The sequence below is a fragment of the Streptomyces sp. B1866 genome, from assembly GCF_031932565.1.
Taxonomy (GTDB): Bacteria; Actinomycetota; Actinomycetes; order Streptomycetales; family Streptomycetaceae; genus Streptomyces.
This window is the reverse complement of record NZ_JAVSCF010000136.1, coordinates 1-17012: the sequence shown is the minus strand read 5'-3', so window position 1 is coordinate 17012 and position 17012 is coordinate 1. Positions and strand designations below refer to the sequence as shown.

Sequence of the window (17012 nt, the reverse complement as noted above, 5' to 3'; positions counted from 1 at the left end):
CCCGCCGCGCTCGCGCACGCGCCCGGCGCGTCCCGCCAGTGGGTCTCCGACGAGCTTGCGCAGGAGGCCCGCGCGCTCGCGGCCCGGGCCCGCGCCGAGGCCCTGGCCTGGCGCGCGTCCACCTGGCGGCGCACGCTGTACGCGGTCGGGGCCGCCGTCGGCGCGCTGCTGGTCGGCGAGCTGGCCACGGCGGTCGGCGCAGGGTGGTCGGCGGCGCGCACCGCGGGCCTGGTCGCCGCGGTCGCCGTGGGCGGGCTGCTGATCCTCGCCGCCTGGCGGCACCAGGCCGACGGCGGCCCGGTCGCCGCGCTCGTCGGCGAGGACAACCGGCTGTCCACCTCCCGCACCGTCGCCGCCGCCTGGCTGCTGCTCGCGGTCTTCGGCGTGCTGGTGCTCGCCGTCGAGCGGGCCGTCGACCCCGGCCACCGCCCCTCCCCGACCGAGGGCCTGGCGCTGGACGCCACCGCGGGCCTGCTCACCGTCGCCGCCCTGACCTGCGTGGTCGCCGTGATGGCACGGCTCGTGGTGGGCGCGCGGATACGAGCCCAGCGGTTGCAGAAGACGCGCGCCGTCCGCCCGCGCGCCGCCGACCTGCTCGCCGACGACGCGGGCCGCGGCAGCTTCGCCGACGCCCAGTACGTCCTGGTCAACGCCGCGGCGCTGGCCTACGCCGCGGTGGACCTCGGCCGCGAGCCGCAGCGTCTGCCCGACCTGCCCTGGGGTCTCGCGGTGCTGGCGGCGGTGTCGGCGGTGACGTACCTGACGGCCAAGTACGCCGACGGCGGGCGGCCGACGGTGCTGTCGGTGGTACGGGTCCGGCCGGAGGAGGGCAGCTTCGGCGACCTCGACGCGCCGATCCGCACCGGAGACGACATCGAGATCCGCGGCAGCGGCTTCGTGCCCCCGGGCGTCCGGGAGCCGGACCTGCTCGCCCGCACGGTGGTGCGCATCGGGGCGGTGCACGTGTACGTGCCGCTGGTGCCGGTCGCCGGAGGCTTCAGCAACCCGACGGACACCGTGCTGACCGTGCCCGTACCGGTGGACGTGGAGCCGGGCCGGGTGGACGTGCAGGTCGTCACGGCGGCCGGGGCCGAGACCAACCGCTACTCGATCGAGGTGCTGGACGGAGTGGTCTGAGCCCTCCCGGGCCGGCGGCTGAGTCGTCCCGGCGCCGCGTCCGTATGGACTGTCGACACTGGTGTGACGGCGGGCCCCGGCCGTCGGCGGACGGCTGACGGCCGGCGGCCGCGGGTCGGCACCGCGGAGTTCGGGGTCGGGGAGGCGGACGGCGATGACGTACGAGGACCGTGGGGGCGACGGCCCGGGGCCGGACCGGGGCACCGGAGGCGAGCGGGGCGGGGGCGGTTCGGCGGGCGGGGAACCAGTCGGCGGGGACGGTCCGGCCGGCGGTCGGGGCGGTACGGGCGGTTCCGGCGGCGGGGGCCGCTTCGGGGGCGCGGGCGGCCTCGGCGGTACGGGCGGTTCCGGCCGGGCCGGCGGCGGACGCGGCCTCGGGGGCTCGGTGGGCTTCGGGAGCTTCGGGGGCGGGCCGGCGGGCACCGGCGGGCCGGGCGGTCTGCGGGCCGCCGCCTCCCGGCACGCCCTGCTGCCGCTGCGGATCTTCCTCGGCGTCACCTTCGTCTACGCCGGTCTGGACAAGCTGACCACCTCCGGTTTCCTCGCCTCCTCCGGTACCGGCTCCATCGGCGAGACCATGCACGCGGTCCGCGACATGGCCGCCGCGCCGTGGCTGGTCGACCTGGCCCTGCACAGCCCGTCCGGCTTCGGCTACGCGCTCGCCCTGGGAGAGCTGGCGGTGGGCCTCGGCACGCTCGCCGGCCTGCTGGGGCGGCTGGCGGCGCTCGGCGGCGCGGTGATCTCGCTGAGCCTGTGGCTGACCGTGAGCTGGCAGGCCGAGCCGTACTACTACGGCAACGACCTGGCCTACCTGATGGCCTGGCTGCCGCTGGTCCTCGCGGGCACGCCCGCCCTGTCCCTGGACGCGGCCCGGTCCCGCCGCCGCGCGGCCGGCCGGGCCCCGAGACTGCCGATATGAGACCGCCCGCACCCGCGTCACGGGTCGCCGCGTCCGCACCCGCGTCACGGGTCGCCGCGTCCGCGCCCGCGTCACGGGTCGCCGCGTCCGCGCCCGCGTCACGGGTCGCCGCGCTCGCGCCGCCGCCGTATCCGGTACGCCACCGCCGACACCAGACCCGCCACGCACAGCCCGACCGGCACGACGGGCAGTACCACGACGGATGAGACGTGCCACCGGTCGGCCGCGTCCAGCGCCCAGACCGCGGTCGTGGCCAGGACCACCAGTCCGGCCGTCAGCTTGCCGGGCTCGAAGGTGTGCCGCCTCACCGCCGCACCACCTCCGCCTGGCCGATCCCCACGCGCAGGTCGAGCCGCCAGGTGCCGTGCGCCCGGTGCCCGTCGGCCGGCGGCAGCGTCAGGGTGCGCTTGCGCGCGGGGGCCATGTCGAAGTCGTCGCGCCGGTCGCCCGGCAGCTGTATGTCGCCGAGGCCGACCTCGATCCTGAGCCGCACGGTCACGTCGGCCGGGACCGTGACCGTCAGCTGCCCGGCGCCTACCTCGGCGCGGGTGGCGAGGGTCTGCCCGGGGGCCACCGGCACCCCTTCGAGGCGCAGGTCGCCGATGCCGCCGCCCAGCTCGTAGGCGTCCCGCACGGCCGCCGCCGACGTCGGTGCCCACGTGCGGCGATCCGCCCAGTCGGGGGTGATGGACTTCGGCAGCGCGGCCGCGCCCGCGAGCAGCGCGCTGGTGACCACGGCCAGCACGATGGTGCCCGCGCCCGTGCGCCCGAAGACGCAGCTGACCAGCAGCCCGAGCCCGATCACACCGAGCGCGCAGGTCAGGCCGATCTCCAGGCTGGTGCCGACCGGCTGGGCCGGCCAGCGCACGCCCGCGCCGACGACGGCGGCGGCCAGGGCCAGCAGGAAGATCAGGCCCCCGAGGGGCGTGCGCTCCGGCGCCTCCCGGCGGCGCACCGCCCCGGCCGCCTCCCGCGCGGGTGGACCGCCGCCCGGTCCGGGCCCCGTCCCGTGGCCGTACGCCCGGCGGCGGCCGTGCCAGTGCCCGTGCCCGTAGCGGTGCCCGTAGTCGGGTCCGTGCCCGTGCCCGTAGTCGGGTCCGTGTCCGGGCTCGCGCGTGGGGCGGGCGGATGCGCCGTCGGCCCGCGCCGCGTCGTCGGCGGCGCTCTCCGCGCCGTCCCCCGCGCCGTCGTCCGGGCCCCACAGATAGCCCGTGGCCGCGCCGTACGGGCCGGTCGTGCCGTCCTTGACGATCGGGTCCCGCCACCACGACGGGCCGCAGCCGACGGGCGGCGGCGCCCGGGTCTCCGGCGGCGCGTCGGCGACCGTCTGCGCCGTCGCCGGGTCCACCGCGCCCTCGCTCTCGGCCTGGCGGCGGCGGTAGGACCAGTATCCCGCGCCGACCACGGCGCCGGACAGCATGACCGAGAAGGTCATCACCATGCCGTTGTTGAGCATGGACAGGAACAGCCCGCAGCCGACCAGCGCGCACAGCACGGCCGTCAGCGCCGGGCCCTCGACGCGGCCGGACAGCAGCCGCCGGCCCTCGTTCTCCTCCTCGCCGTGCAGGGGGACCAGCAGCCAGCAGAACCCGTACACCACCAGGCCGAGGCCGCCCGTCACGGCGAGGACGGACAGCACGACGCGGAAGATGACCGGGTCCACGTCGCAGTACCGCCCGAAGCCGCCGCACACGCCCGCGATCGTCTTCTGCTCGCGCGAGCGCCGCAGCGGCGCCCTGCCCTGGCCCACCCGCGCCTCCGCGGGCCCGCCGGGACCGCCCGGGCCGCCCGCCGGGCCGGACCCGCCCGGCCCCGCGGAGCCGCCCGCGCCGCCTGACGAACTCCCGGGCGCGGCAGGCCCGGCCGGGCCCGGGGCCCCCTCCGGGCCCGCGGGCCGCGCGCGGGAACCGGCCGCGGCTCCGGCCTCGTCGGTAACGGGTGGTGCGTCGGTCATGGGTCCCATGGTGACAACCCCCACTGACAGCCGGCACCCGTGGCGACCCTGGAGCTTCCCTGATATCGCCCCGGAGCCGCCGGTCGCGCCGGACGGCCGCCACGGCCGGATCCGGCCGCGGCGGCCTCGGGGCGCGGGTGGCGGTCGTCGCCTGAGCACCGGACCGGGCCGGGGCACCGGTCACACCACCGGACACGACGGGGAAGCGGAGGGCACGGTGCCGGAGCAGGAGCGGCTGATCGCCGGGAGATACCGGCTGGCGGAGGAGATCGGCCGGGGCGGCATGGGCACCGTGTGGCGGGCCACCGACGAACTGCTCGGGCGGCCGGTCGCGGTCAAGCGCCTGCACCTCCCGGCGCACCTGGCCGACGACGAGATCGCCACGCTCTACGAGCGCACCCGCCGCGAGGCCCGCGCCGCCGCCCGCGTCTCCCACCCGAACGTCATCACCGTCCACGACGTGGTGGACGACGACGGCCTGCCGTGCATCGTCATGGAGTACGTGCCGTCGGCCACCCTCGCCGACCTGCTGGCCGACGGGCGGGCGCTGCCGCCGCCGGAGGCGGCGCGCGTCGGGCTCGGCATGGTCGCCGCGCTGCGGGCGGCGCACGCGGCCGGGGTGCTGCACCGCGACGTCAAACCCGGAAACGTGCTGCTCGGCGCGGACGGCCGCGTGGTGCTCAGCGACTTCGGCATCGCCACGGCCACCGGCACCGCGACCCTGACCAGGACCGGCCAGGTCGTCGGCTCCATCGACTACCTCGCGCCGGAGCGGGTCCGGGGCCGCACCCCGGGCCCCGCCTCCGACCTGTGGGCGCTGGGCGCGACGCTCTACCAGGCGGTGGAGGGCAGGCCGCCGTTCCGCAAGGACACGGCGCTGGAGACCGGGTACGCGATCGCCACCGACCCCCTTCAGCCGCCGCACCGGGCCGGGGCCCTGGCCCCGCTCATCGCGGCGCTGCTGGCCAAGGACCCGGACCAGCGGCCGTCGGCGGAGGCGGTCGAGGACGCCCTGCGGGCCGTGGCCCGGCAGTCGCCGGACGCGGCCCCGGCACCGCCCCCGGCCGCGCCGCCGACCGCTCCGGTGCCGCCCCCGTTGCCCGTACCCCCGACCGTGCCCGTGCCACCCGTGGGGCCCGCTCAGCCCGTCGGGCCGCCCGCTCAGCCCATGGGGTCCCCTCAGCCCGCACGCCCCGGCCCGCCCGTGCCCTCCGCGCCGCCCCTGGTGTCCACCCGACCCGGTCCGCCGCACCGGCCGCCTGCCGCGCGCGGCCCGCGCGGGCGGGCACGTACGGCCCTGTGGGGCACGGCGGCGGCCCTGGTGGTCGCCGCGGCGGCGGTCGCGGGCTGGCTGTACGGCACGGGCGGCGACCACGGCTCACCCGGCGGCCAGGCCCGTGAGGGAACCCGGAAGGACGTCCAGGACGGTGGCCGGCGGTCGGCCCCGGGAACCGCCGGACCGGACAGCGGCACCGTCGCGCCCGCGTCCCCAACGGCCGGACCGGCGACCGCGCCGCCGCCCGCGTCCGGGCCGTCCGCCGCGCCGCCGCCGGTGCCCGCCGGCTACCACCTGGTCCACGAGCCGCGCCTGGGCGTGTCCGTGCCCGTACCGGACGGCTGGCGGCGGGTGGTGAAGCGGGGCCGGGAGGACATGGAGGTCGACTACGTGGACCCCGCGGGCACGGCCGACCTGAAGATCAACGTGCTGGAGTTCGCCAGCGCCGACCACCTTCAGCACTGGAAGCAGGTCGAGGCGCAGTTCAAGGCCGACGAGCCGACGTACCGGCTGCTGCGCATGCAGAGCACTCAGTTCCGGGGGCAGCCGGCGGCGGTGTGGGAGTTCACCTTCGCCGGGCGGACGCGCACCTACCGGGCCATCGACCTCGGGTTCGGCCGGGAGGGGGAGCGGGAGTACGCGCTGTACCTGTCGGCGCCCGAGCGGCGGTGGGAGGACTTCCGGCCGGTCTTCGACACGGCGGGCCAGGGGCTGCGGCTTCCCGGGTGACCGCCGCCGAGCACCGCCGGGCCGGGGCGGGCACCGGGGCCCCGGCCCGCGCGTAGGGGAAACGATCAGGGGCGACCCTGATGCCCGCGCGTGGACGCGCGTGTGACGATCGGAGCATGACCACCGCCGCCACCGCCCCGGAGCCGGCCCCGCGCAGGCTGTACCGCAGCGCCGAGGGCCGCATGCTCGGCGGCGTCGCGCGCGGGCTCGCCGGACACCTCGGGCTGCCGGTGTCGTGGGTGCGGTTCGTCTTCCTCGGCCTGCTCATCGCCAACGGCTTCGGGGCGCTGGTGTACGCCCTGTTCTGGTTCGTCGTCCCGCTCGGCGTGGGCGGCGTGGAGATCCCGCGCCCGGCCCCGGCGCCCGGCCCCGACGGCCGGCGCCGCGTGCTCGCGCGCAAGCCCGACAAGGGCCAGATCGTGGCGCTGCTCGCGCTGCTGGTCGGCGCGTACTTCTTCGTGCAGAGCTTCGACCTCGGCCGCGCCAACGTCTACGTCTGGCCCCTGCTGCTCACGGCCGCGGGCGTCGCCCTGGTGTGGCGGCAGGCCGACAACGCGCGCCGCGCCGAGTGGGCCGAACTCAGCCGCAGCAAGCGGGTGCTGCCGGTGGCCCGGGTCGCGACGGGCGTGCTGCTCGTCGGCGTCGGCGTGGCCGGCTTCGTCGTCGTACAGAACTCCGCCCGGCACCTCGGCGCGGTCCTCCAGGCCGCCCTCGCCGTACTCGTCGGCATCGCGCTGCTCACCGGCCCGTACGTGGTGCGCATGACCCGGGAGCTGTCCGAGGAGCGGCTGATGCGCATCCGCGCGCAGGAGCGCGCCGAGGTCGCCGCGCACGTCCACGACTCCGTGCTGCACACGCTCACCCTCATCCAGCGCAACGCCGACGACGCGCGCGAGGTGGCGCGGCTGGCCCGCGCGCAGGAGCGGGAACTGCGCGCGTGGCTGTACAAGCCGGAGGGCCGGGGCAAGGAGGAGGACGAGGAGCCGGCCACCGTGGCCGAGGCCGTGCGGCGCGCGGCCGCGGAGGTCGAGGACCGCCACGGCGTGCCGATCGAGGTGGTCGTCGTCGGCGACTGCCCGCTGGACGAGCGGCTCGGCGCGCAGGCGCAGGCCGCCCGCGAGGCCATGGTCAACGCCGCCAAGTACGGTGGCCAGGGCGGGGCCGTGCAGGTCTACGCCGAGGTGGAAGAGGAGTCGGTCTTCGTGTCCGTACGCGACCGGGGACCCGGATTCGACCTGGACGCGGTGCCCGAGGACCGGATGGGCGTACGCGAGTCGATCATCGGAAGAATGCGCCGCAACGGCGGCACGGCCCGGCTCAGGTCCGCGCCGGACGGCGGCACGGAAGTGGAACTGCGAATGGAGAGGGCGGCGACGGCATGAGCGAGGCCACCGCGGGGGCGGCGGAGACCGGGCCGGAGCGGCGCGTCCGGGTCGTCCTGGTCGACGACCACCGGATGTTCCGCACGGGCGTGCAGGCCGAGATCGGGCAGACGGAGCGCACGGGCGTGGAGGTGGTCGGCGAGGCCGCCGACGCCGGCCAGGCCGTCTCCGTGATCGCCGCGACCCGGCCGGAGGTCGTGCTGCTCGACGTGCACCTGCCGGGCGGCGGCGGCGTGGAGGTGCTGCGCCGCAGCGCCGCGCTGATGGCCGACCCGGAGCGGCCGGTGCGGTTCCTGGCCCTGTCCGTCTCGGACGCCGCAGAGGACGTCATCGGCGTCATTCGCGGCGGCGCGCGCGGGTACGTCACCAAGACCATCACCGGCACCGACCTGGTGGACGCCGTCTTCCGCGTCGCGGACGGCGACGCGGTGTTCTCGCCGCGGCTGGCCGGGTTCGTCCTGGACGCCTTCGCGTCCACGGACGCGCCGCCGGTGGACGAGGACCTGGACCGCCTCACCCAGCGCGAGCGGGAGGTGCTGCGGCTGATCGCGCGCGGGTACGCCTACAAGGAGATCGCCAAGCAGTTGTTCATCTCGGTGAAGACGGTCGAGTCGCACGTGTCGGCGGTGCTGCGCAAGCTCCAGCTCAGCAACCGGCACGAGCTGACGCGGTGGGCGACGGCGCGCCGCCTGGTGTGACGGGTACGACTCGCCGCACCCGGCCGGCGGGCCCCGGACCGGCCGGGGCTACGCTCCGGGGCCATGGACGCAACGATCAACCTGTTCGTCGGCCTGCACATCGTCGGTATCGCCGCCCTGCTCGGCGGGTTCCTGGCGCAGTTGAAGGCCGTACGCGCGGGCGAGGCGCGGATGTCGCCGGGGATGCTGCACGGCGCGCTGACCATGCTGGTGACGGGCGCGGCGCTGGTGGCCCTGGACCGGGCCGACGACGCACCGGTCGACAACGTGAAGATCGGTGTGAAGCTGGCGCTGCTGGTCGTGATCCTCGGGCTGATCTACGTGCGGCGGGACGAGGAGCGGGTGACGGCCGCCGAGTTCGGGACCGTGGGCGCGCTGACGACGGCCAACATCTTCATCGCGGTGATGTGGACGTGAGATCGCCAGGCCCGGAGGCGGTGGCCCGGGGGCCGTATCGAGGGCCGTATCCCGGCGTTCGGGCGTGGGCTGTCAGTGGGGGCGCCTAGACTCGGGGAACGATGAGCAGCCTCTTCGACGACCGCTTCCTGGCCGACCTCGGACCTCCGGACGAGGAGCCGCCGCCGCCCGAGGACCCGGCGTACGCCGCGCCCGAGGACGTGCCGCCGGACCTCTTCGGGAGCGTCTTCGACGTGCCCGTGGACCGGGACGCGTACTACCGCGACGGCGCCGCGCGGCCCGTGGTCGACCCCGCCGCGCTGCTGGAGGGGCTGAACGAGCAGCAGCGGGCCGCCGTCGCGCACACCGGCTCGCCGCTGCTGATCGTCGCGGGCGCCGGGTCCGGCAAGACCCGGGTGCTCACGCACCGGATCGCGTACCTGCTCGGCGCGCGGCGGGTGCACCCCGGCCAGATCCTCGCCATCACCTTCACGAACAAGGCCGCGGGCGAGATGAAGGAGCGCGTCGAGGCCCTGGTCGGCCCCCGGGCGAACGCGATGTGGGTGTCCACCTTCCACAGCGCGTGCGTGCGCATCCTGCGGCGCGAGTCGAAGAAGCTGGGCTTCACGTCCTCGTTCTCCATCTACGACGCGGCCGACTCGCGGCGGCTGATGGCGCTGGTGTGCCGGGATCTGGACCTGGACCCCAAGCGGTTCCCGCCGAAGTCCTTCAGCGCGAAGATCTCCAACCTGAAGAACGAGCTGATCGACGAGGAGACCTTCGCCGGGCAGGCCACGGGGGGTACCTCCCAGGCCGGAGGCTCTGGGGGAGGCTTTGAGAAGACCCTCGCGCAGGCGTACGCCCTCTACCAGTCGCGGCTGCGCGAGGCCAACGCGCTGGACTTCGACGACCTGATCATGACGGCCGTACACCTGCTCCAGGCCTTCCCGGACGTGGCCGAGCACTACCGCCGCCGCTTCCGGCACGTGCTGGTGGACGAGTACCAGGACACCAACCACGCGCAGTACGCGCTGGTGCGCGAGCTGGTGGGGCCCGGGGGCGCGGCGGCGGAGGCCGGGCCGGAGCCGGCCGAGCTGTGCGTGGTGGGCGACGCGGACCAGAGCATCTACGCCTTCCGGGGCGCCACGATCCGCAACATCCTCCAGTTCGAGGAAGACTACCCGCAGGCCACCACGATCCTGCTGGAGCAGAACTACCGCTCCACGCAGACCATCCTCAGCGCCGCCAACGCCGTCATCGAGCGCAACGAGAGCCGCCGCCCGAAGAACCTGTGGACGGAGGCGGGCGCGGGCGCCTCGATCACCGGGTACGTCGCCGACACCGAGCACGACGAGGCGCAGTTCGTCGCCGACGAGATCGACCGGCTGGCGGACGCGGGCGAGGGCCGCGCCGGAGACGTCGCCGTCTTCTACCGGACGAACGCGCAGTCCCGCGTGTTCGAGGAGGTCTTCATCCGGGTCGGCCTGCCGTACAAGGTCGTCGGCGGCGTGCGCTTCTACGAGCGCAAGGAGGTCCGGGACGTGCTGGCGTACCTGCGGGTGCTGGCCAACCCGGAGGACGCCGTGCCGCTGCGCCGCATTCTGAACGTGCCCAAGCGCGGCATCGGCGAGCGCGCCGAGGCGATGATCGACGCCCTGGCGCAGCGGGAGCGCGTCTCCTTCGCGCAGGCGCTGCGGCGCGTGGACGAGGCGTACGGCATGGCGCCCCGCTCGGTGAACGCGGTGAAGAAGTTCAACGCGCTGCTGGAGGAGCTGCGCACGGTCGTGGAGTCGGGGGCGGGGCCGGCGACGGTGCTGGAGGCGGTGCTGGAGCGCACGGGCTACCTGGCCGAGCTCCAGGCGTCCAGCGACCCGCAGGACGAGACCCGGGTGGAGAACCTTCAGGAGCTGGCGGCCGTGGCCCTGGAGTTCGAGCAGGCGCGCGGGGTGGCGGCGGGGCCGGAGGGCGGCGGCGTCGCGGAGGCCGCCGAGGCGGGGGCCGACGCCGGGATCGGTGCCGGGGCTGGTGCCGGTGGTGGTGCCGGTGGTGGTGCCGGGACGCTCGCGGAGTTCCTGGAGCAGGTCGCCCTGGTCGCCGACTCCGACCAGATCCCGGACGAGGACGAGGAGGGCGGCGGCGTCATCACGCTGATGACGCTGCACACCGCCAAGGGCCTGGAGTTCCCCGTCGTCTTCCTGACCGGCATGGAGGACGGCGTCTTCCCGCACATGCGCGCGCTCGGGCAGGCCAAGGAGCTGGAGGAGGAGCGGCGGCTGGCGTACGTGGGGATCACGCGCGCGCGGGAGCGGCTGTACCTCACCCGGTCCACCCTGCGCAGCGCGTGGGGGCAGCCGCAGTACAACCCGCCGTCCCGCTTCCTGGAGGAGATCCCCGCGCGGTACGTGGAGTGGCGGCGCACCGGCCCCGCCACCCCGTCGGCGTCGGCGGGCGCCCTGCCCGGGATCGCGGCCACGCCCTCCGGCTCTGCATTGGCCGCGGGTTCGCGCGGCAGCCGCCGGTTCGCGACCCGGCGCGGCGCGCAGGAGCGGCCGGTGGTCGCGCTGGAGGTCGGGGACCGGGTCACGCACGACACGTTCGGGCTCGGCCGGGTGGTGGCGGTCAAGGGCAGCGGGGACAGCGCCGAGGCGACGATCGACTTCGGCGACGACAAGCCCAAGCGGCTGCTGCTGCGGTACGCGCCGGTCGAGAAGCTGTAGAGCGACTGGGGCGGCCCGGTCGGGGCGGCGTCGGCCGGGCCGGGGGCGCGGGCCGGTTCGGCTCACGCCGGACCGGTTTACTCGCCGGACCGGTTTACTCGGGTGCCGGTCTGCTCCGGGATTCCGGGGGCCGGTTCAGGCACGTACCGGCTTATGCCGGGTCCAGGCCGTGGCGGCGCAGCCACGGCAGCGGGTCGACCGCCGAACCGCCGCCCGGCCGCACCTCGAAGTGCAGGTGCGGGCCGGTGGAGTTGCCCGAGTTGCCCGAGTAGGCGATGACGTCCCCGGCCTTGACCGAGCCGGACCGGATCTTGGTGCTGCTCAGGTGGCAGTACCAGGTCTCGGTGCCGTCGGGCGAGGTCACAATGGCCATGTTGCCGTAGGCCGGGTTCCACTGGGTGCGTACGGTGCCGTCGGTCGCGGCCATGACGGGCGTTCCGTAGCTCACGGGGAAGTCGATGCCGGTGTGTACGGACATCCAGTTGATGCCCGCCTGGCCGAAGTAGGCGCTCAGGCCGTGCCGCGTGACGGGGAGCATGAACTTCGGCCGCAGCCGCTCCTTCAGCGCCGCCTGCTGGGCCTTGCGCTTCTTCTCCAGGGCCTGGCGGGCCTGGAGGTCGAGGCGCTCCTGGGTGCGGTTGGCGCGGTCGGCGAAGTCGTCGGCGTCGGCGGTGAGCCGGGCGAGCTGGGTGTCCAGCTTGCTGTTGGCGGCCGTGCTCTGGACCGTGGGCGTGTCGGGCACGGCCTTGGCGGCCTCGTCCGTCCTGGTGCCGCCGCCGGAGCCGCTGACGGAGGCGGCGGCCACGGCTGTCACGCCGAGGGCGGCGACCGAGGGCACGGCGACGGTGAGGATGGCGGAGCGCTTGGGGCGCGAGCAGGCGCGGCGGCGGCCGCGGGCGCCGTCACGGCGGGGGGGCGACGGCGACCGGGGGTGGGGGAGGGACGGGACCTCGTCCGGGACCGCCTCGGGCTCGGTGAACTCGGCGGAGAAGTCGAACTCGAACTCGGCCGTGCTCTCGGCCGCGGACTCCGGTCGCGACGCGGCGGGCGCCGGGCCGGGGTGGGCCTGCCGCGCCTCGGCGGCCGACGGCCCGTCAGGCACCGGCGGACCGGCCGGGGCCGGCATGTCGTGGCCGACTGCGGGGAAGACGGCGGTCTCCTGGACGGGGGGCTGGAGGGCCGTGGCGTCGGGCGCGGGCTCGTGGGCGGGCCGGCCGAGCGGCGTCTCGTCGAGGGTGGCGTAGGCGGTGGTGTCCCAGAACTGGGTCTGGCCGGTGCCGACGCCCGTCAGATCGTGGCGAGGGGCCGGTTCGTGGCCCGCGCTCGCGGTGAGGTCGTACTGGCCGGTGCCGTCCCACTGGGTGGCCGCCCCCCACTGGCCGGTGGTGTCCCACGCGGCGGCGTCCCAACTGCCGGTCCCCGCGCTCTCCGCGCTCCCGGGCCCCGCGGCGTGCTGCCACGCGCCGGTGACGTCCCACTGGCCGGAGGCGTCGGCTCCCGGCTGGGCGGGAATATGCGGGTACCCGGTGGTGTTCCACCCGGTGGTGTCGTCGGTCCCGGCGGCGCCGGGACCGAACGGACCCACGGAGTACGCGCCGGTGGCGGCGTCCTGGGGATCGACCGGAAGCGCGCCGAAGAGGGGGTCGTCGTCACCGTAGGAGGCGGTGCCGAAGTGGTCGAAGGTGCCGGTGGAGTACCCGTCGTACCCGTCGTATCCGGTGAAGTGCTGCCCGGTGTCCTGCTGCGGAGGGTATGCCGTCCCGTAATCCGGGTAATAGGGAAACGAGGCGTCAGGAGCGGGGACGGCCGTCGGGGACGGTGCCCCCGGCGGGTGCGGGTTGTTCACCACCAACTTCTCTTTCGCCTCGGCAGCAGGAGAATTAGCGGCGACTGTACCGGGCACCCGGCGACGGCGACAATCTTCCGTGGCCTGTGAGGATGACGGGAAAGGGCATTTGGCCGCTTTCGACTGGCTGGGCAGCCGAGACTTGGCCGGGCGTTCGAATAGTTTTCGGTCAGTTCCGGCGGTCTCGGCGGCTCCCGGGCGTCAGGTGCGCGGCCGCAGGCGGGCCTGGCGCGGCACGGCCCCCAGGCGGCCCAGCAGACGGTGACGGCGGCCGACCGCGCTCGGCGGCGGCTCGTCGGCCGCGTCCAGCGCCTCCCGTACGCCCGCGGCGACGGCCCGGTGCACCGGCAGCGCGAGGTGCCCGATCCCGGTCAGGCGCACGTCGCGCGCCGTGAGGTCCGGGTGGTCGACGCGGGCCGTCTCCACCGGGATCATCCACTGGTCCGCGTCGCTCCAGAAGCTGACGAACCGGGTGCGGCAGCCCGGCGCCGGGCTGCGCAGCTCGGCTATCACGTCGGAGTCCGGGCGCATCTGCCGCACGAGCGGGTGGGCGGACAGCAGCGGCGCGGCCCGGGTGCCCGCGTGCGGGGTGCCCAGCGTGACCAGAGTGTGCACACGCGCGTCCCCGCCCAGCCGCTGGACGTAGTAGCGCGCGATGAGGCCGCCCAGGCTGTGGCCGACGACGTCGACCCGGGCCTGGCCGGTGCGCGCGCAGATCTCCTCCACGTGGTGGCCGAACAGGGCGGCGGCGGTGCGCACGTCGGCCGTGAGCGGCGAGTAGTTGAGAGCCAGGACGTGCTGGCGGCCGAGCTGGCGCAGCGAGCGGCGCAGCAGCACGAACACGGAGCGGTTGTCGATGAAACCGTGCAGCAGCAGGACGGGCCGGTGCCCCTGGCCCGCGTCGGACGGACCCGGCGCCGGGTCGGGCGGCGGAACGGCGGGCGGCCGCTCCTGGGTCAGGCCGGTGGGATACACCAGCGCGTGCCCGGCGAGCACCGCCAGGTCGTAGGCGGTGGCCCGAAGCCGTGCCAAGGCCAGCATGTCGACCTCCCCACTGGCGCGCGGAGACGGCGCTGTCCCGCACGGCCCTCGGGGGTAGCCGTGGCCGGGGCCGGGGCGCCGCCCCTCACCGCCGCCGCCCGCGCGGCTCACGGCGGGCGGGGCGGACGGCGCGGCGGTCCCTCGCCGCGGCTCCCCTCGCACCGCTTCCGGGGACCGCCCGCCGCGGGGGCGGCGGCGGTGACCGGAGCGATGCGTGATGAATGTGTCCCACCAGTGATTTTGCACCCTTGGTGCGATTCGCGAAACCGTTCGGTGCGAGATGCTGTAGGTGCGGAGGGCACGCCTCCCGCGCGCTCTCGCGGGGGCTCTTCCGCGCGCGGGCGGCGGTGTGGCGGCCACGCGCCGCGCGCCAGGTCCGCGGCCGTCCTACGAGGGTGATGGAGGCAGAGTGATGGGTGTGACCGGTCCGATCCGCGTGGTGGTGGCCAAGCCGGGCCTCGACGGCCACGACCGGGGGGCGAAGGTCATCGCACGTGCCCTGCGCGACGCCGGCATGGAGGTCATCTACACCGGGCTCCACCAGACCCCGGAGCAGATCGTGGACACCGCGATCCAGGAGGACGCCGACGCGATCGGCCTGTCGATCCTGTCCGGCGCGCACATGACGCTCTTCGCGAAGGTGCTCGAACTGCTGCGGGAGCGGGACGCGGAGGACATCAAGGTGTTCGGCGGCGGCATCATCCCGGACGAGGACATCCCGCTGCTGAAGGAGCGGGGCGTGGCGGAGATCTTCACCCCCGGCGCGTCGACGACCGCGATCGTCGACTGGGTCCGCGAGCACGTACGCCCGGTGCCCGCGTAACCGGCACGGCCCCGGCGGGACGGGCTCCGGCCGGTCGTGGGGCCGAACGTCGGCCGGGCAACCGGTCGGCCGCGGGCGGGCGGATCCTGCTGGTCGTGGGCCGAGCGTTGGCTGTGGGGCGGGGCGTTGGCTGTGGGCCGGCGTTCGCTGTACGGCCGGGGCGGGCGTTCGCGCCCGGGTGGACGCGTCGGGCGACCCTCCGCCGGAGCCCGCGGTGTCCGGCACCCGTGCCTGAAAGCGGGCTGCCTGCCGGGCAGGGCGCAGGGCGTCGGTCGGTGTAGGAGCGGGTCGGGCGTGGGCGGTGCCGGGACGCGAGCGGCACAGCCGAACCGGCGGGTGGTGAAGAGTGGGCCGGTGCCGTGCGGACCTGTCCCGCGGGCCTCTGCCGTGTGGCCCTGTGCGCGGTCTGTGCTGGGCCGCCTTGCGCCGTATGGGCCTGCGCCGTACGGGCCTGTCCCAGGCGGACCTGCCCCGCGTGGCCTTGTGCCGTGCGGAACCGGGCCCGCGCCGGGGCACGGGTCGGTGGCCCGGGGCAGCGGCACGTCCCGTCGCGCCCCCCGCGCGCGGCCGAACGTACCGGGCCCCGACACTCCGCCCCCTGACCCGGCGGCCCCCGGTCCGGGGGCGGTCCTCGGTCCGGCGGCCCCCGGACCGGGGACCGCCGGACCGGCGGTCCCCGGGAGTGGCGGTCCTCGGCGTGGCGGGCGGTGCGGCCGGTCATACCGGCGGCCCGTCCGGAGCGGGCGTCGCGGCGGCCTCCGGTAAGCCCGCCAGCTCCCGGTGCATGACCGCCCGCAGCCGCAGCGTGCCCACCAGGCGGCGGAAGGCCTCCGACCAGTACCCGCCCGCGCCGGGCGCGCCGTCCTCCGGCTCCTCGGGCACCGCCGTCAGCATGTCCAGCCGGTCGGCCTGCGCCGGGTCCAGACAGCGCTCGGCCAGGCCCATGACCCCGCTGAAGCTCCACGGGTAGCCGCCCGCGTCCCGGGCGATGTCGAGCGCGTCCACGACGGCCCGGCCCAGGTCCTCGGACCACGGCACCCCGCACACGCCCAGCAGCCGGAAGGCGTCCGACAGTCCGTGGGCGGAGATGAAGGCCGCCACCCACGCGGCCCGCTCCTCGGGCGGGAGAGCCGACAGCAGGCGCGCCGGGTCCCGCCAGGTGTCGGTGTCGCCCGGCGCGCCGTCCCCGGTCCCGGACGGTACGGGCGGGCGCGTCGGCGCGCCGAGGAGCGCGCGGGACCACTCGGCGTTCCGCTGCCGGACGGCCGCCCGGCACCAGGCCGCGTGCAGGTCGGCCCGCCAGTCACCGGCGACGGGCAGCGCCACGACCTCCGCGGCGCGGCGCCCGCCGAACCACTCGGACCACTGGTCGAGCGGTGTGGCCTCCACCAGCTGACCCAGCCACCAGGAGCGCTCGCCGCGGCCCATGGGCGGCCGGGGCACCACGCCGTCGCGCTGCATGCCGCTGTCGCACTCCTCCGGGGCCCGCACCGCGATGCGGGCCGCGTCGCCCGCGCCGTCCGGTGCCGCCTGCGGGGCCTCCTCCAGGAAGACGCAGGCGCGGGAACGCCCGGCCATGCGGGCGGCGAACGCGGAGCCGGGCAGCGCGGACAGCAGCTCGGCGGCGGTGGCGCGCACGTTCCGACTGCGGTCGGACAGGGCCTGCTCCAGGAACGGCTCGTCGCCTGGCGACAGGTCGTCCCGCAGCGAGTCCAGGAACATCAGCCGGTCCTCGGCCCGCTCCGTGGCCCAGGTGGCGGCCAGCAGCGCGAGCCCGGCGGCCGGGTCCCGGTGCCGGACCGCCGCCAGCAGCGAGACCCGCTCGGCGAACAGCCCCTCCTCCCACTGGCGGCGCACCGCGTCGTCCACGACACCGGAGCCGTCGGCGCGAGCCCCGGACCCCGTCGCCGACGCCTCATCCGCTCCCCCGCCGGGCGGGGCGTCCCGGCCGGGCACGGCGGACGGGCCGGGCATGGCGGACGCTTCGGCGCCACGCGGCCGCGCGCCTTCGCCCGGCGGGGCGCCCGGGGACGGGTCCCCGCCGGGTGCGGCGGAGGCGTCGGGCGCGGTGCCGGACCCGGCGGCGCTCCCCGG

Annotated in this window: 13 protein-coding genes; 8 read left to right on the top strand and 5 right to left on the bottom strand. The window is 76.2% G+C overall.

Translation table 11 applies throughout. The features are described 5' to 3' along the window. Both RKE29_RS18310 and RKE29_RS18305 read left to right on the top strand, forming a co-directional pair. A partial coding sequence (locus RKE29_RS18310) for a hypothetical protein (protein ID WP_312006504.1) occupies positions 1-1137 on the top strand: 1137 nt, incomplete at its 5' end. Between the two features lie 439 nt (positions 1138-1576). Next, complete coding sequence (locus RKE29_RS18305) at positions 1577-2056, top strand: DoxX family membrane protein (protein WP_312006505.1); 480 nt, start codon at positions 1577-1579, stop codon at positions 2054-2056. A gap of 98 nt (positions 2057-2154) precedes the next feature. Here the strand turns inward: RKE29_RS18305 and RKE29_RS18300 are convergent, their stop codons facing one another. Beyond that, on the bottom strand, positions 2155-2364 hold the full coding sequence (locus RKE29_RS18300; RefSeq protein WP_312006503.1) for a hypothetical protein: 210 nt from the start codon (positions 2362-2364) through the stop codon (positions 2155-2157). Continuing rightward, entirely contained in the window at positions 2361-4010 is a 1650-nt protein-coding gene (locus tag RKE29_RS18295) for a PspC domain-containing protein (RefSeq protein ID WP_312006502.1), read from the bottom strand. Before RKE29_RS18295 ends, RKE29_RS18300 begins: the two co-directional genes overlap by 4 nt. A 217-nt stretch (positions 4011-4227) precedes the next feature. On the opposite strand from RKE29_RS18295, the gene RKE29_RS18290 reads away from it, so the two are divergent. The 5 genes from RKE29_RS18290 to RKE29_RS18270 all read left to right on the top strand — a co-directional run bounded on the left by RKE29_RS18290 (position 4228) and on the right by RKE29_RS18270 (position 11208). After that, positions 4228-6015, top strand: a complete 1788-nt coding sequence (locus RKE29_RS18290; RefSeq protein ID WP_312006501.1) for a serine/threonine-protein kinase — start codon at positions 4228-4230, stop codon at positions 6013-6015. A gap of 116 nt (positions 6016-6131) precedes the next feature. Beyond that, the gene (locus RKE29_RS18285; RefSeq protein WP_312006500.1) at positions 6132-7397 is read left to right on the top strand and encodes a PspC domain-containing protein; all 1266 of its coding nucleotides are present in this window, start codon (positions 6132-6134) and stop codon (positions 7395-7397) included. Then, on the top strand, positions 7394-8095 hold the full coding sequence (locus RKE29_RS18280) for a response regulator transcription factor (protein WP_312006499.1): 702 nt from the start codon (positions 7394-7396) through the stop codon (positions 8093-8095). Before RKE29_RS18285 ends, RKE29_RS18280 begins: the two co-directional genes overlap by 4 nt. 63 nt (positions 8096-8158) lie before the next feature. Further along, positions 8159-8512 (top strand): hypothetical protein, encoded by a 354-nt coding sequence (locus tag RKE29_RS18275; RefSeq protein WP_312006498.1) that lies wholly within the window; start codon positions 8159-8161, stop codon positions 8510-8512. Between the two features lie 101 nt (positions 8513-8613). Next, positions 8614-11208 (top strand): ATP-dependent DNA helicase, encoded by a 2595-nt coding sequence (locus tag RKE29_RS18270; RefSeq protein ID WP_312006497.1) that lies wholly within the window; start codon positions 8614-8616, stop codon positions 11206-11208. A gap of 151 nt (positions 11209-11359) precedes the next feature. Here RKE29_RS18270 and RKE29_RS18265 read toward each other — a convergent pair whose 3' ends face one another. After that, positions 11360-13111, bottom strand: a complete 1752-nt coding sequence (locus RKE29_RS18265; protein ID WP_312006496.1) for a peptidoglycan DD-metalloendopeptidase family protein — start codon at positions 13109-13111, stop codon at positions 11360-11362. 144 nt (positions 13112-13255) lie between these two features. Next, positions 13256-14095: an alpha/beta fold hydrolase gene (locus RKE29_RS18260; RefSeq protein ID WP_312006495.1), complete on the bottom strand. Its 840-nt coding sequence runs from the start codon at positions 14093-14095 to the stop codon at positions 13256-13258. A 412-nt stretch (positions 14096-14507) separates the two neighbouring features. Here RKE29_RS18260 and RKE29_RS18255 point away from each other — a divergent pair, with 412 nt between their 5' ends. Then, complete coding sequence (locus RKE29_RS18255; RefSeq protein WP_312006494.1) at positions 14508-14918, top strand: cobalamin B12-binding domain-containing protein; 411 nt, start codon at positions 14508-14510, stop codon at positions 14916-14918. A 717-nt stretch (positions 14919-15635) separates the two neighbouring features. Here the strand turns inward: RKE29_RS18255 and RKE29_RS18250 are convergent. After that, a partial coding sequence (locus RKE29_RS18250) for a DUF5691 domain-containing protein (RefSeq protein ID WP_312006493.1) occupies positions 15636-17012 on the bottom strand: 1377 nt, incomplete at its 5' end.

Bases quoted from the DNA above. Each gene is read 5' to 3' on its own strand.
- RKE29_RS18260 (WP_312006495.1), bottom strand. From the start codon at position 14,095: ATGCTGGCCTTGGCACGGCTTCGGGCCACCGCCTACGACCTGGCGGTG.
- RKE29_RS18295 (WP_312006502.1), bottom strand. From the start codon at position 4,010: ATGACCGACGCACCACCCGTTACCGACGAGGCCGGAGCCGCGGCCGGT.
- RKE29_RS18275 (WP_312006498.1), top strand. From the start codon at position 8,159: ATGGACGCAACGATCAACCTGTTCGTCGGCCTGCACATCGTCGGTATC.
- RKE29_RS18285 (WP_312006500.1), top strand. From the start codon at position 6,132: ATGACCACCGCCGCCACCGCCCCGGAGCCGGCCCCGCGCAGGCTGTAC.
- RKE29_RS18280 (WP_312006499.1), top strand. From the start codon at position 7,394: ATGAGCGAGGCCACCGCGGGGGCGGCGGAGACCGGGCCGGAGCGGCGC.
- RKE29_RS18255 (WP_312006494.1), top strand. From the start codon at position 14,508: ATGGGTGTGACCGGTCCGATCCGCGTGGTGGTGGCCAAGCCGGGCCTC.
- RKE29_RS18270 (WP_312006497.1), top strand. From the start codon at position 8,614: ATGAGCAGCCTCTTCGACGACCGCTTCCTGGCCGACCTCGGACCTCCG.